Below are 15441 nucleotides of genomic sequence, written 5' to 3' on the forward strand. Positions count from 1 at the left end.
TGAACCTGTTGTAGAAACCTCAGAATTAATCCCAGATATTGAACCTGTTGTAGAAACCTCAGAATTAATCCCAGATATTGAACCTGTTGTAGAAACCTCAGAATTAATCCCAGATATTGAACCTGTTGTAGAAACCTCAGAATTAATCCCAGATATTGAACCTGTTCGAGAAAATTCTGCCTTAATCGTAGATTCTGAACCTGTTTTAGCAACAGAAGAGTCGATAAGTGATAGTGATGTGGAACCCGAACTGCAATTAGTAGCAGATTTTCTGGAAATTGTAGAAAAGCAAGAATTAATCGCAGATTCTGAACCAGAACCAGTTGTAGAGACACCAGAATTAATCGCCCATTCTGAACCAGAACCAATTTTAGCAAGGGAACCGGTTAGAGAGACAGAAGATGCGATCGCCCATGATGAATCTGTTAGAGAGACAGAAGATGCGATCGCCCATGATGAATCTGTTAGAGAGACAGAAGATGCGATCGCACATTCTGAACCAGAACCAGTTGTAGAGACACCAGAATTAATCGCCCATGACGAACCTGAACCTGTTAGAGAGAGACCACAATTAATCGCCCATTCTGAACCTGAACCAATTGTAGAAAGAGAATCTGTTATAGACACAGAAAAATCTAGTTCACATCCTCAATCTGAATCGAAACCAGTTGTCACAAATCGACAATTGAAAAAAAAGCAACAACCCCCTAGGGATGCTTCACCCGAACAACCACCACTTACCAAAAAACGACAAATAGAAAAAAAACAAAAAGCTAGTGACAACAGCGAAACACCCCCCGCTAGCGACACAGAATAAACCAATTCCCAATTCCCAATTCCCAATTCCCAATTCCCAATTCCCAATTCCCAATTCCCCATTCCCCATTCCCCATTCCCAATGTTAGTAATGATTAGTAATATTGTCGCGATTTACCGCAAGGAACTACAAAGCTACTTTGCATCACCATTAGCTTATGCCATCGCCGCCGTCTTTTGGTTAATCACCGGCTATTTTTTAATAGCAATCCTCCTCGCCCCCGACGGATTAATTCCCCAAGTCACCCAGCGAGATCAAATGGGAATTACCGAACCTCCCATAGATGTCCCTTACGAATTCCTGCAACTATTTCTGCGAATCATGGGTTCCCTTTCATTATTCGTATTACCAGCACTCTCCATGGGACTTTACGCCGAAGAACGCAAACGAGGCACCTTAGAACTATTAGCCACATCACCCTTAACCAACTGGGCTGTTGCTACGGGCAAACTCCTCGGAGTTTTAACATTTTATACCACCATGTTGCTGCCCCTGCTCTTTTGCGAGGCGATCGCCCTCAGTTCCTCAACCCCTCCCGTACCCCCCGCCGTTCTTCTCCTAGGACACGGCGGCTTAATCTTGCTAGCAGCCGGAGTATTGTCCCTAGGAATGTTTATTTCCTCCCTCACAGACAGCACAATTTTATCAGCCATTCTCACCTTCGCTCTAGTATTATTTCTCTGGGTGATCGATGCAGCAGCAGTCGGCATCGGTGGGCCCTTCGGAGCAGCATTAGGACAACTTTCGCTCCTAACACATTACACCAATCTTGTCAAGGGAGTTTTCGATACCAGTAGTTTAATCATGTTTGCCACATACATTATTTTAGGAGTATTTCTCACCGCCCAATCCATCGATGCCTTGCGCTATCAGCGTTCTTGAAAAAAAACAAAACAGCCAGCAAACATAGGATTGCCAGAATTAAAAACTGGCACCATTTCCCCAAGTAATATAGTTAGGTGAAGTTTATTTTTTTTCGTACATAATTCTACCCAGTACCTCCCGCCATGAAATTCATCAATCCCAAAATAGACTTGGCCTTCAAAAAAATATTCGGGACTACCGAAAACAAAGACATTCTGATTAATTTTTTAAACTCAATTCTCTATGAAGCACAGCCAGTCATCGAAGATTTAGACATCATCCACCCCCAGGAAGGAGTCGAAACCTTGGGAGTCAAAGACACCTACCTAGATATCAAAGCTAAAATTAAGGGCGACAAAATCGCTCTCATCGAACTTCAATTAATCCACTTATCCTCCTTCGGGAACAGATTTTTGTACAATGGTGGCAAAACTTACAGCCGGGAATTAACAGGAGAAGAACGCCACGAAAGACTAAAAACAGTAATCTCTTTAAAAATTGCCGATTTTGAAATGTTTGCCAATCAAACAGAAGTCATTTCACGATTTGTCTTCAAACAAAAAGAACAAAAAACCGACGATCCCGATACTGAAATAGAGTTAGTATTTGTCGAAATGCCAAAATTCAACAAACAGTGGTTGGAATTAAAAACACCCGCAGACCAATGGATATACTTCATAAAAAACAGCAGCACCCTCGACAGATTACCAGAAGATATAAATACAAAAAGCGAAATTTATAAAGCTTTTGAATTAGCCATAGAGGACAATTTTGACTGGCAAGAATTAAAAGAATTAGAAAAACAGGAAATGTGGATTCAAAACCTAAATGGCGCAATAAGTGTGGCAAGAGAAGAGGCGACCAAAACAGCTCAAATTTCGTTGATATTGCGTCAAATAGTGAAGCGTTTAGGAACTATTGAACCCGAAACAGAAAACCGGATTCGTCAATTATCCCTAGAAGACTTAGAAAAGTTAGGAGAGGCTGTGCTTGACTTCAAAAAAATGTCAGATTTAACCGATTGGTTGCCTACGTATTCAGGATAAAATAACATTCTTCAATATCAATTTTATGAAAACCAGAAAAAACAATTTCAAATACATTTTTTGGCTTGGCCCTCTCCTGATAGCAGCGGGATTAACAGCAGCCTTTGTCTCCGCAGCCTGGGAACCCCTGACAGTTGGTCTGGTGATTAGCGGAACAGTGACGATCGCACTATGGCTGCTATATTTAACTTACGAACAAGGCTTTTGGGGACGGCGTTCTACTCAAGCCAGCACCAACGCCCTGATTTCCACCTTAGCTGTCTTCGTCATTCTCGGAGTAATTAACTTCATAGCCTTTCGCTATCCCACCCGCATCGACTTAACCGAAAGCAAACAATTTACCCTCGCGCCCCAGACTCAACAAATATTGCAAAACCTGCAAAAAACAGTCAAAGTTTGGGTATTTGACCCAACCCAAAACCCCCAAACCAAAGAATTGCTGCAAACCTATAAACGTCAGGGAGGCAAAAATTTTGAATACGAGTTTGTTGACCCCCTCGCCCAACCGGGAAAAGCTAGGGAATTTAACATTTCTACCATCGGAGAAGTTTACCTGCAATCAGGGGACAGAAAACAGTTGTTGCAAAAAGGTGGTACTACTTTTGGTAGTGACCCAAATCAAGGGCTTTCTGAAATCAAACTTACCAATGGCTTAGAAGAAATACTCAGCACTCGCATTCCTACAGTTTACTTTTTACAAGGTAAAGGAGAACGCCAGCCAAAAGAAGGTCAAGGTGGAATTCAGCAAGCTGAAAAATCCCTGAAAGACAAATACTATAACACCAAAACGCTAAACTTGGCAGAAAGCAAACAAATACCAGAAGATGCAGATGCTTTAGTAGTTGCAGGTCCCGATAAACCATTTTCAGATACAGAAATTAAAGCACTTAAAGCTTATCTCGATCGCGGCGGCAGTTTATTTTTAATGGTAGACCCAGCCATTAATATCGGATTGGACAAATTTCTGCAAGAATGGGGCGTAAAATTAGACAGTCGTTTGGCTATCGATGCTTCCGGGACAGGCCAAAGATTCGGCCTGGGCCCGACGGTTCCTACAGTCCGACGTTACGGCCAACATCCGATTACTCAAAGTTTCGCCACTGGTATTTCATTTTATCCTTTTGCCCGTCCTTTGGAAGTCCAAGCCGTAGAAGGAATCGAGGAAAAACCCCTGATTTGGACCAGTCAGGAAAGTTGGGCCGAAAGTGATTTGACAACCCGGAAATTGCAATTCGATCCCAAGACCGATCGACAAGGCCCGCTATTATTAGGTGTAGCTTTAGTGCGATCGGAAACTGCGACAACTCCATCCAACCCTTCACCCACAACATCCCCATCCCCAACCACATCACCATCCCCCACCATATCCCCATCACCATCCCCCACCACATCACCCACAACATCACCATCACCAACCACCTCACCCGCAGCATCACCATCCCCCACCTCACCCGCAGCATCACCATCCCCCACCACCTCACCCGCAGCATCACCATCACCAACCACCTCACCTAAAACATCCCCATTTCCCACCACATCCCCATCTCCCACCACATCCCCATCTCCAACCACATCCCCATCCCCAACCACATCCCCATCTCCAACCACATCCCCATCTCCCACCACATCCCCATCCCCAACCACATCCCCAACCACATCTGCATCTCCGACTGCTTCCCCCATTAGCTATTCGGTGATTGTGTCCCAAGAAGCTACACCTCCTGTAATACCACCAACTTCGCCCACACCCACAGCATCTCCCACAGCATCTCCCACAACATCTCCCACAGCATCTCCCACAGCATCTCCCACAACATCTCCCACAACATCTCCCACAGCATCTCCCACAGCATCTCCCACAGCATCTCCCATAGCATCTCCCAGTCCCAATTCAACTCCTTCTGCGCCTTCAACTCCCAGAAAAACCTCGCGCATGGTAGTAATTGGCACATCTCAATTTGTGACCAATGGCTGGTTTGACCAACAACTAAATAGCGACGTGTTTCTTAACTCTGTCAGTTGGTTGAGTAAACCAGACCAGCAAAGCTTTTCTATTAGTCCCAAAAAAGCTACTAACCGTCGTATCAACATGACTGTCATCCAAATAGGCATTTTGGTTTTAGCTTGGCTAATTTGGCCTTTACTCGGACTGGGAATTGGGACCGCTATTTGGTGGAACAGAAGATAAATCAGTTGACTCTTGTCAGTTGTTACTACTAACAGACTCCAAAACTCCCAATTCCCCATTCCCAATTCCCACTGACTATGAAATTGCAGAAGAATACATTAGTATTGATAGCGGTCGCACTGAGCTTAACAGGCTTGGTTTTGTTGTTCGAGATACAAGTAGCTCCCAAGCAAGAGGCTGCTAAGGATGAAAAACAGAGAATTTTTGCTTTTAAGTCCGATCGCATACAATTCTTTACAATAAAAACCGCCGAAAACATATTGACTTTTGAGCGAGTTTATGCAGTAAAAGGAGGTAAATCAAGTTGGGAAATGAAAGTGCCCATGCAAGCACACGCCAATCAGGCATCAGTAGATTTTTTGTTAGACAGGTTGGGGACAGGAAAGAGCGATCGTACAATTAGTATCACCCCCGCTCAACTGCCAGAATTCGGTCTCGATAAACCCCAAGCTACAGTCACAGTAAAACTAGATAACCAGGAAACTCACCGCCTAGTTTTAGGGAAAACAGACTTTAGTGGCCGTTTCTTATATGCTCAAGCCAACCCGACCGAATCGCCATCTCAGAATTTGCCCGTAATTCTGGTACCTTTCGACTTTAAAAATGCCACTATGCGACCTTTGTCAGAATGGAAAAAAACACCAGAACCCAAAACAGACAAACAACCAAAACCTACTGTAAGTCCGAGTCCAGACAACAAAGACATCGAGCCCAAATAAGACTAATTATAGTCCTGGACGCAGAAATCGGTTTTTTTTACCTAAAAACTGCTTTTGAGCCTTTAACATCCCAAAAGCGAGTAAATCAAGCATTCCTCGCCTAAAATACAAAAAAGTTTAAGTTTAAACTGTATTAAGATAGCGTGCATTACCCCCAGGAACGGGCGAATATGTTTCAAACAGCACTCAACCAAGGTACGACAGCAACGGATACAGCGCTTGACGTTGAACTCCGTAAGGTCTTCAAGGTATTCAATGGCGAAACCGCAGTCCGCGGGGTTGACCTAGAAATCCATCAAGGAGAATTTTTTAGCATTCTCGGACCCAGTGGCTGCGGCAAGACTACCACGCTGCGGTTAATCGCTGGGTTCGAGACTCCCTCGGCGGGCGAATTGATGATTCGTGGTCAGTCCATGACCAACACTCCAGCCTACCGCCGTCCGGTCAATACTGTGTTTCAAAGCTATGCTTTGTTTGGTCACATGAATGTTTGGGACAACATCGCTTTTGGATTGCGGATTAAAAAACTGGGGAAAGCGGAAATTGAAGAACGGGTACGGGAAGCTTTGCAATTGGTGAAAATGGAATCCTTCGCCAATCGCTTTCCCGGCCAAATGTCCGGCGGTCAGCAGCAGCGGGTGGCTTTGGCCAGAGCTCTGGTGAATCGACCAGCGGTACTGCTGCTAGATGAACCCCTCGGTGCTCTGGATTTGAAGTTGCGCAAGCAGATGCAGTTGGAACTCTCCAACTTGCATCAAGAATTGGGGCTGACTTTTGTGATGGTGACTCACGACCAAGAAGAAGCCATGAGTCTTTCTGACCGCATTGCAGTGATGAATGAGGGCCGAATAGAGCAAATTGGATCTCCTGAAGAAATTTATGAGTGTCCGCAGACGGCTTTTGTGGCAGATTTTATTGGCGATACCAATTTGTTTGCTGGTAAAGTAGAGTCGATCGACCGATCGACTCTCACAGTTCGCACTGCGGCCGGACTCAAAATAGTCGTCCAGCAATCCGATATGTGGAGTGGAGGAACAGACGACTCTGTAGTAGTCAGTGTCCGGCCCGAAAAAGTATATTTGAATCTTTACCAGCCGGAAGTCTCTGTCAACTGTTTTGAAGGCAGACTCAAAAATATCATGTACATGGGAACCCACGTTCATTACGTGGTGGAGTTGACCACAGGCGATAAAATGACGGTGCGGCAACCGAATACCGGTGGCTCTTTCCCAGACCCGCACACGCCGATTTACGCTTATTGGGGAACTACTGATTGTCTCGCTTTAAGCGATAGGAAATAATTAGTCAGTTGTTAGTTGTTAGTTGTGAGTTTTTAGTTGTGAGTTTTTAGTTGTCAGTTGTTAGTTCCCATAACAACAAGTAACTAATCACAAATAACCCTTCGACTTCGCTCAGGGCGACGCCAATAACCAACAACCAATAACAAATAACCCTTCGACTTCCCTCAGGGCGACGCCAATAACAAATAACCAATCTTTGAATCTGTGCCTCCCACTAATCTACCAATTTCCCAGATTTCCAGGGCTAATTCTACACGCCGTCAGTTCCTAAAAAATTCGGCGGCGACAATCTCCGGCTTAGCCCTTTCGAGTTGTGGCTGGCGGCTTGCAGACGTACAATCGGCCCCTCCAGTCAAAGGTAATGCTGACCAACTTTTCATCTATACTTGGGCAGGCTATACAGATAAGGCTTTGCTCGATCGCTTTGCCGAAAAAACAGGCATCCGCGTGATTGCAGATGTATTCGACTCCAATGAGGCGATGCTGGCTAGAGTTCAAGCCGGTGGTGGTCGCGCCTACAGCATCATTTACCCCTCTGACTACATGGTGATTCAGATGAAGGAACTGGGGCTGTTGAGCCAATTAGACCACTCCATTTTGGGAGGGATCGATCGCCTCAAAAAACAATTCCAAAACCCTGTATATGACCCAGGAAACCGCTACAGCGTACCTTTGAGTTGGGGAACCACAGGGTTAATTTACAACAGCGAACAACTCAAAGAAGCTCCGACAGATTGGGACTATTTGTGGAAACACAAACAGGAGTTGACAAGGCGAATGACTCTGGCCAATGATGTTCGAGAAGTCATGGGTGCTGCGTTGCGAATGCAGGGTTTTTCTCTCAATTCTACTAACCCAGAGGAAGTCAAAAAAGCTTATGAGAAGTTGGTAGAATTAAAACCCGCGATCGCCTCTTTTACCACAGACGCATGGCGTCCACAAATGCTGACAGGAGATTTAAAAGTAGCTATGTGCTATTCTTCTGATGCTAATGAAGTAATTCCCGATAACGATAAATTGCGCTATGTTGTGCCAAAAAGCGGTTCTTCTCTGTGGACTGACACCTTAGTAATTCCTAAAGGAGCTCCCAATCCCGAAGCAGCTTATAAGTGGATTAACTTTATGCTCCAAGCAGATGTCGCTGCTTCTTTAGTAGAAAGGCTCAGTTTCTCAACTCCTTCGGAAGATGCTTTTAGTTTGCTGACACCGGAAGTTAGGGACAACCAAATTCTGTTCCCTTCCGAGGCTACTTTGAAAAACTGCGAAGGTGTAGCTCCCGTAGGAAAATTTATAGACGTCTACGATCGCTACTGGACTAAATTAACCAGTGGTTAATCTGATTTTTCCCCTAAATTTCACCTACATTTCAATTTACCGTGGGGTTGGGGCGGCTTGAGGAGACGATCGATTTTAGGCGATTACGGTTGGTGAATCCTTGCACCCTTCGACTACCTAACGGCTGCGCTGAGCGGGATTCGCCCGCCCCTACTAATCAAAAATCAGCAATCAAAAATCCCAACTCAAAATTATTATTTATGGCTGTTTCCACCAAAGCTCCCCCTCCAATTCCTCCCCATGCTCCATCGAAGGCTGAAACTATCTCCAGGTGGTCATCCTGGGTAGGACCACTGGCATTACTCGGCCCTTCTGGCTTATGGCTGGCTTTATTATTAGTCATACCAACTATAGTCATTTTCCAACTGAGTTTGGTGCCGAATATTAAGCCGGGAGACTTGGTGAATCCTTCGGGAATTGCCAATTATCTGCGAGTGTTTGAGCCTTTGAATTTGCAGGTAATTGGTCGATCGGTCTTTTTTGCCACCGGGACTACCATACTCTGTTTACTACTCGGATTCCCTGTAGCTTACTGGATCGCCCTCAATGTCTCCAAAAAGTGGCGGAATTTAACTCTGTTGGGCTTTGTTTTGCCGCTCTGGACTTCTTCCTTGTTACGATCCTATGCTTGGATTACAATTCTGCGGCCTACAGGAGTGCTCAACTCGCTGTTGGCACTTATCGGTATTCCCCCAGTGGAATTGCTCAATCAAAGTTCAGCAGTTTTAATTGGCATGGCTTACAGCTATTTGCCTTACATTGTAACAATTCTCTACGCCTCGTTGGAAAAATTAGACCGCAGATTGCTAGAAGCCTCTCAGGATTTGGGTGCAAATCCAGTAGAAACTTTTTGGCAAGTAACAGTACCCCAAACTATGCCGGGAATTGCCGCCGGTTCTTTGCTAGTATTTATTAGTTGTTTGGGCGATTTTGTCGATCCAGAGTTGCTGGGTGGCGCTTCCAGCATGACAGCCGCTCGTTTAATTTACAATCAATTTTTGGGAGCAACTCAAAATTGGGGGCTGGGATCGGCTCTGAGTATGGTATTAATTTTTGCAGTGAGTATTGGAATTGCACTTTTGCTAAAATATGGCGATCGCAATGCAGTTTAAAGAAGTCATTAGTCAGTAGTCATTGGTCATTAGTTATTGGTTATTAGTTATTGGTAGCTAGTGACAAACAACAAATAACCAATAACCGATTACCAATTACCAATAACCAATTCCCCATTACCAAGATATGGAAAATATTACCGACAATCCACAGGAGGAAATACCCACCGATATGTTGTACTTAAAACCTAAATTTAAGATTTCTTGGCAGGTTGTCTTTGCCGTTTTGATGTTTTTTTATATGTACCTGCCCATCTTGGTACTGACATTTTACAGCTTTAATAAATCGCGTTTTAGCGCTGGCTGGGAAGGATTTACCCTCGATTGGTACGTGAAATTATTTAGCGATAGCCGCATTTTAATTGCCCTAAGAAATAGTTTAACCGTAGCTATCTGTGCAGTTGCCATCTCCGCTGTACTAGGTACATTGATGGCAGTGGGTTTGTCCCGCTACCGCTTTCCAGGCAAGAATTTATATCAAGGAGTTGCCTACTTGCCGATTATTATTCCCGATATTGCCAGTGCTGTGGCGACTCTAGTATTTTTAGCAGCCCTGGCTATTCCTCTGAGTTTGTGGACAATTGTAGCTGCTCACATAGTCTTTTGTTTAGCTTATATTGCCCTAGCTGTTTCTACTAGATTAGCCGACCTAAACCCCTCTTTAGAAGAAGCTGCCTTGGATTTGGGAGCGACACCAGTTGAGGCTTTTGTTAAAGTTTTGTTGCCTCAATTATTACCAGGCATTATTTCGGGTTGTCTGCTGTCTTTTGTTCTCAGTATGGACGATTTTTTGATTGCGAGTTTTACCGCAGGTAGCGGTACTACAACTTTGCCGATGGAAATTTTTAGCCGGATTCGGACTGGGGTGAAACCTGATATTAATGCTCTGAGCGTGCTGTTAATGGTAGGTTCGGGAGGATTGGCGTTTGCAGCGGAGTATTTGCGCGGCCGGGGCGACCAAAAACGGGCTCATTAGTCATTAGTCATTAGTCGTAGGGTGCGTCGCCACAGAAAATTTCTAACTCAATATCGACAATCTCACAGCGACGCACCTGATAGCATTGAAAAAATAGACCTCTTGCAAAATAATTTTATGCTACAATGAAAGGTTTGGCTTAAGTGGAGCAGATTGCAGGTTATATCAGCACTTTACAATTATGAGTGAGCTTCGTGGGTCTAAAACTCAAAGCCTTTAATTGTAACATAGATTTTTTTTGCAAGAGGTCTAATATTTACAGAGTTAACTGAATTAATACCAACTTAATCACGATTACTGAAGCCCGATTTGTTTGCAAATGATTTAGGATTGCTATATCTGTTTCAAAACTACCAAAGTAACGTCATCAAAAACTTTCTGAGTACCAATATATTTCCACACATCTTGAATCACTGCTTGTTTGATTTCTTGAGCCGATTTTTCACAGTTGCATCTGACTATCTCACATAACCGATCTAGTCCATATCGATTGCGATTGATATCATATGCTTCTGTTATCCCATCTGTGTATAAGACTACCACATCTCCTGGATAAAGGTGTACCACCTGTTGAGCAACGAACTGGGCAATCTCCTCATCTAATCCTATTGGGAAGCCGAGATCCATCGTATCAATCCGTTCCAATTCACCTCCACAGCGAACCACAATTATTTCCTCATGTTGACCGCTCAATTTAATCACTCCATTGGCGTAGTCTAGTAAAGCTAACGTCATGTTTTTAGAGGAGTCTATGCGCTGGATATTGCCATATAGCGTCCGGTTGAGAACATCCAAAAATTGCACTGGATCGGTTTGTTTGCTTTCCATAAGAGTTCTGACAGCGGTTTGTGCCATTAACATTAACATACCGCTTTCTAAGCCATGACCCGTAACATCTCCAATCCCAATTTTGACGCTGCCATTATGTTGTAGAACGTCGTAGTAATCGCCGCCAACTTCATCCGCAGGCTCCATAAAACAAGCAATTTCTAGTCCGGCAACTTCCCTCAGTTCCGACTCTTTTGGCAATATCATTTGTTGCAGTTTTCGCGTTACTTCTATCTCAGCAGAAAGGCGCAGATTTTCAGCAAGGAGGCGACACATATTAATTTGGGTGCGGAGTCGAGCGAGAAGTTCATCTTTAGCAACGGGTTTGCAGAGATAATCATTTGCTCCTAAATTTAATCCGGTAACAATATCTTGGACTTGGGTTCTAGCAGTTAATAGAATAATTGGGAGTTCGGTTGATGTGAAGCTTTCCCGCAGTTTTTGCGTTACTTGATAACCAGTCATTTTCGGCATCATTACATCGAGGAAAATAATGTCTGGCTTTAAACCTTGTTCGATGATTGCTAGGGCTTCTTCTCCATTGCTGGCTTGAGTGACAGCATAGCTTTCCAGAGAGAGATTATTAATTAATACTTGCAGGTTGATGGGGTCGTCGTCAACTATTAAAACTTTGATGTGTTGTTTGTTTTTAGTTGTTAGCTGTAGGCTGTTGGTGGCAATAGATATTTCTGCAAGTGCGGTAATGACCAGGGGTTTAATGGCATCAACTGGTAATTTATTTTCAATTTTTCCGAGTGAAACTGGCAAGGTAAAAGTAAATTGGGAACCTTTTTCTAGTTGAGATTTAACGCTGATTTTGCCGCCGTGCAATTCTACTAATTGTTTAGTTACAGCTAGTCCTAAACCTGTACCGCCATATTCTCTTGCTGTTGAGCCTTCTACTTGTTCAAAGGATTCAAAAATTCTCTCAAATTTATCTTCGCCAATGCCAATTCCGGTATCGGAAATGGTGATAGCTAATTGGTCATTGTTCATTAGTAATTGTTCGCTTCCCATTGCCGACGATCGATGACTCCTTACCAATTCTGCTGATACTTCTACTCTGCCAGCAGCAGTAAATTTAATCGCATTGCCTACCAGATTATACAAAATTTGTTGCAGGCGATTTTCGTCAGCTTCTGCCGGAGGTAAATCTTCAGGAATAGCATTAATCAGTTGCAAACTTTTATTTTTTGCCAGAGGTTGACTGAGAGTGAGAACCAAGTTAGTAATGGCGTGGAGATCTACAGGTTTGAGTTGCAGTTCTAAATTTTTGTGTCGGAGTTTAGAAAAATCCAGAATATCATTAACTAAGTTAGCTAAACGGCGACCGCTGGAAATAATTAATTGGATATTTTTTTGTGTAGTTTGGGGTAATTCTCCAGTTACGCCATCGATGAGGGATTCGGCGATACCAATAATGCCGTTGAGAGGAGTGCGAAGTTCGTGGGAAGTATTGGCCAGAAATTCATTTTTGAGTTGGTCCAGGCGTTTTAAGTCTTCGTTTTGTTTTTCTAGGGTGGCAAAAGATTCTTTGAGTTGTTCTGCCATGTTGTTGAAGGATCCTGCCAGTTGACCAATTTCATCTTTAGATCTAATTTTCACCCGGATATCTAAGTCACCCGCAGTAAACTGGGAAACTATTTGGGTGAGATAAATTAATGGCTTTGTCAGGAGTTGTCCGATGGTAAACGCGATGATAGTGACAACTCCCGCAATCAATGCAAATAGAATGAGTGTGTCGTGAATTTGTTTTTCTACAGGTGCTAGGGCAACGGCAAGTGGCTGTGCGAAGACGACTGACCAAGTTTTGTATTGTAAGCGTGCGATCGCAATCAGGTTAGCCTGATTATCTGTTACTGGCAATCGTGCGATCAGAGAAGACTGTTTATTATCCAATGCTTGCTTGAGATCGGATAGATTAGTTGCAAGTTCTTTAGTTGGAGACTTAAGTAAACGCCCTTCCCGTTGCAGTTGAGTTACCAGATTGGGTGACAGAGGTACAATTGATTTAAAAAGTAGTTTAGGTGAAGTGCTATGTGCTAGATGGATATAGTGTTCGTCTAAAAGAATAGCAAACGATTTCGCGCCTGCACGTTCAGTTTGTCGGGCTACCAACTGTTGGACAACTGTTGCATTGTATGTTACTCGCAATATACCTAATATCTTTCCCCTAGCATTGCGAACAGGACTGCTGAAGAAGAGCGTAACCAAGTCAGGAATTGTCGGCGATCTCTTAATGTTAGAGGCAAAAGATAGCTGAGTTTGCAGCGGTTTTCTAAAGTAATCTTGACCGGACTCATCTCGTCCAACATCCGGTGTATTCGTATCAAGCACATTCCGTCCCTTTAAGTCCAGCAAAGCATAGGAGAGAATATTGAGCATATCTTTCCGACTGAGGCGGATTAATGTTTCTGTCGCTAACCGCTCTTCAGGACTGCCTTCTCGCTGTTTTGAAGGTAGGTTGAGGTAGGCTGCCAAACCTGGTAAAATTGCTTCTACGCGCACCGCATTGAGATTCCCATCGATAAACCCATCTATTCTGTTGGCAGTTTCAATAGCAGCCGCAGATAGAGATTGTTTTGCGTTGTCAGTTAGTGCCTTTTCAGTTGTCTGCTTGTTGATAAATGCTAGCAACAGCAACGGAATTAGAGCTACGACGAGAAATGATACGATTAACTTTGTACGAATGCTCCTGAAAAGCGATCGCTTCATGGTTTTAAACTATGAGGGTGAATTTAATAAAGAAGAATTAAACAAAGTTTCTATCTCTGGAATCCGCGTTACGTTGCCGGTACGAATAAAAAAATCCGCATATTTCTTTGCCGTGTTGTAGATAGAATTAGGATTTGTTGATTGAAATAATTTTTGATTTTCCTCAAAGTCAGTGAGGTTTACTCCCTCTAAAGAGAGTGTATTGCTGGGAATCTTTAATGTTTTACTCACGAGAGCGTTTCCTTCCTGAATATTTGCTTCCCAATATGATAAGGCTTGAAGCCAGCCTCGCACAAATGCGCGAATATCTTGGGGACGAGAACGTATCGCCTCACCCCGAAACGCGACCAAATCCAAAATCAGGCCTGGGGTTTGCTTGCTGGTATACAGGATATGCGCCCCTAATTTCAAGGCTTCAGAAAGAAATGGCTCCCAAGTGTGTCCTGCTTGAATGCTATTGCTTTGTAAGCGCTGGGGAATTTCTAAAGCATCGAATTTGACCAGGTTAACATCATCGCTCGTCAGATTTGCCGTTTTCAACATCTCAGTGACAAAGACTTCGCTAAACCCACCTAGATTTGCACCCAATTTTTTCCCTTTCAAGTCAGCGACTGTTTTAATTTGTGGTTGCGCAACTACCACGTCTGCCCCTGTTGTTTCATCCACAACCATCACAGTTTGCATATCTGGATGTGTGGCACTCAAAATCATAAAATCGCCTAAGGTCAATCCAATACCATCATACTTCCCTGCACTGAAATCCGCTTGTTGCAATTGGGCGTATTCTACATAGCTTAATTCTACATCTATCCCTTGTGCTTTAAAGAATCCTTTCTCTTGGGCAATGATGGCTGGCCTATAGCCTACAAAAGTGATACAGGCTACTTTCAAGGGAGGCTGTTTTACTGCTGGAGGTGTCGTAGAACGACAAGCAATTAGCAGCAAGCAAATAATAAGGAAAATACTGAGGTAATTGAGTAGTTTAGGCATGGCTAGTTTTAACTTTTAAACACAGCCGATCGCCCTCAGTGCAAACTAGACGCAAACTAGATCCAGTAAGTGCTGAATCACGATCGCTCCAGAAGTATAGATCCAAAATGAGTAGCTTTGGAATTGTCCGATCCGATCGCGGCTTTGGCAAGTGCAGTTAAGGATTGCATGGGAGTTGCGGAAGCAATGCCGCCAATTATGCATCAAGCTCCCGTAGAGCAGTTAAATTTAATAGAGCTCTTGCAAAATAATTTTATGCTACAATGAAGGGTTTGGCTTAAGTGGAGCAGATTGCAGGTTATATCAGCACTTTACAATTATGAGTGAGCTTCGTGGGTCTAAAACTCAAAACCTTTAATTGTAACATAGATTTTTTTTGCAATAGGTCTAATATCTGGGTTAATCCGCTATTAATCTGCTATTTCCGCTCTATAAGACTTAGACAAAGTTAGACACCGTTAGATGTTTTTACTCTGATGCTTATTTCCTGTTTCAGCGTAGTCTCAGAATGACTTCTGAGGGTTTGTCTACTCCACAGGCAATCTCGGTA

10 protein-coding genes and 2 pseudogenes are annotated in these 15441 nt (G+C 43.5%); 9 read left to right on the forward strand and 3 right to left on the reverse strand.

What is annotated here, in order from left to right; all coding sequences use genetic code 11:
• The 9 genes and pseudogenes from ACBR23_RS02095 to ACBR23_RS02135 form a co-directional block, all read left to right on the forward strand.
• Positions 1-817, forward strand: a pseudogene (locus ACBR23_RS02095) (hypothetical protein); the annotation flags it as partial.
• 81 nt (positions 818-898) lie between these two features.
• Positions 899-1699 carry an ABC transporter permease gene (locus ACBR23_RS02100; protein ID WP_371117969.1) on the forward strand — a complete coding sequence of 267 codons (801 nt, stop codon included), beginning with the start codon at positions 899-901 and terminating at the stop codon, positions 1697-1699.
• A 125-nt stretch (positions 1700-1824) separates the two neighbouring features.
• On the forward strand, positions 1825-2727 hold the full coding sequence (locus tag ACBR23_RS02105; protein WP_371118479.1) for an Rpn family recombination-promoting nuclease/putative transposase: 903 nt from the start codon (positions 1825-1827) through the stop codon (positions 2725-2727).
• A 25-nt stretch (positions 2728-2752) separates the two neighbouring features.
• Positions 2753-4915 carry a Gldg family protein gene (locus ACBR23_RS02110; protein ID WP_371117970.1) on the forward strand — a complete coding sequence of 721 codons (2163 nt, stop codon included), beginning with the start codon at positions 2753-2755 and terminating at the stop codon, positions 4913-4915.
• 77 nt (positions 4916-4992) lie between these two features.
• Entirely contained in the window at positions 4993-5634 is a 642-nt protein-coding gene (locus ACBR23_RS02115; RefSeq protein ID WP_371117971.1) for a DUF4340 domain-containing protein, read from the forward strand.
• 170 nt (positions 5635-5804) lie between these two features.
• Entirely contained in the window at positions 5805-6935 is a 1131-nt protein-coding gene (locus ACBR23_RS02120) for an ABC transporter ATP-binding protein (protein ID WP_371117972.1), read from the forward strand.
• 204 nt (positions 6936-7139) lie between these two features.
• Entirely contained in the window at positions 7140-8270 is a 1131-nt protein-coding gene (locus tag ACBR23_RS02125; protein ID WP_371117973.1) for a PotD/PotF family extracellular solute-binding protein, read from the forward strand.
• A gap of 200 nt (positions 8271-8470) precedes the next feature.
• Positions 8471-9382: an ABC transporter permease gene (locus tag ACBR23_RS02130; protein ID WP_371117974.1), complete on the forward strand. Its 912-nt coding sequence runs from the start codon at positions 8471-8473 to the stop codon at positions 9380-9382.
• Positions 9383-9509: 127 nt separating this feature from the next.
• On the forward strand, positions 9510-10358 hold the full coding sequence (locus tag ACBR23_RS02135) for an ABC transporter permease (RefSeq protein ID WP_371117975.1): 849 nt from the start codon (positions 9510-9512) through the stop codon (positions 10356-10358).
• Between the two features lie 333 nt (positions 10359-10691).
• On the opposite strand, the gene ACBR23_RS02140 is transcribed toward ACBR23_RS02135, so the two are convergent.
• From ACBR23_RS02140 to ACBR23_RS02150, 3 genes and pseudogenes are all read right to left on the reverse strand, one after another.
• Entirely contained in the window at positions 10692-11822 is a 1131-nt protein-coding gene (locus ACBR23_RS02140) for a PP2C family protein-serine/threonine phosphatase (protein ID WP_371117978.1), read from the reverse strand.
• A 183-nt stretch (positions 11823-12005) separates the two neighbouring features.
• A pseudogene (locus ACBR23_RS02145) lies at positions 12006-13901 on the reverse strand (ATP-binding protein); the annotation flags it as partial.
• Between the two features lie 9 nt (positions 13902-13910).
• Positions 13911-14891, reverse strand: a complete 981-nt coding sequence (locus ACBR23_RS02150) for an ABC transporter substrate-binding protein (protein ID WP_371118480.1) — start codon at positions 14889-14891, stop codon at positions 13911-13913.
• Positions 14892-15441 lie beyond the last annotated feature (550 nt).

This window comes from Microcoleus sp. (assembly GCF_041354475.1).
Lineage (GTDB): Bacteria > Cyanobacteriota > Cyanobacteriia > Cyanobacteriales > Microcoleaceae > Microcoleus.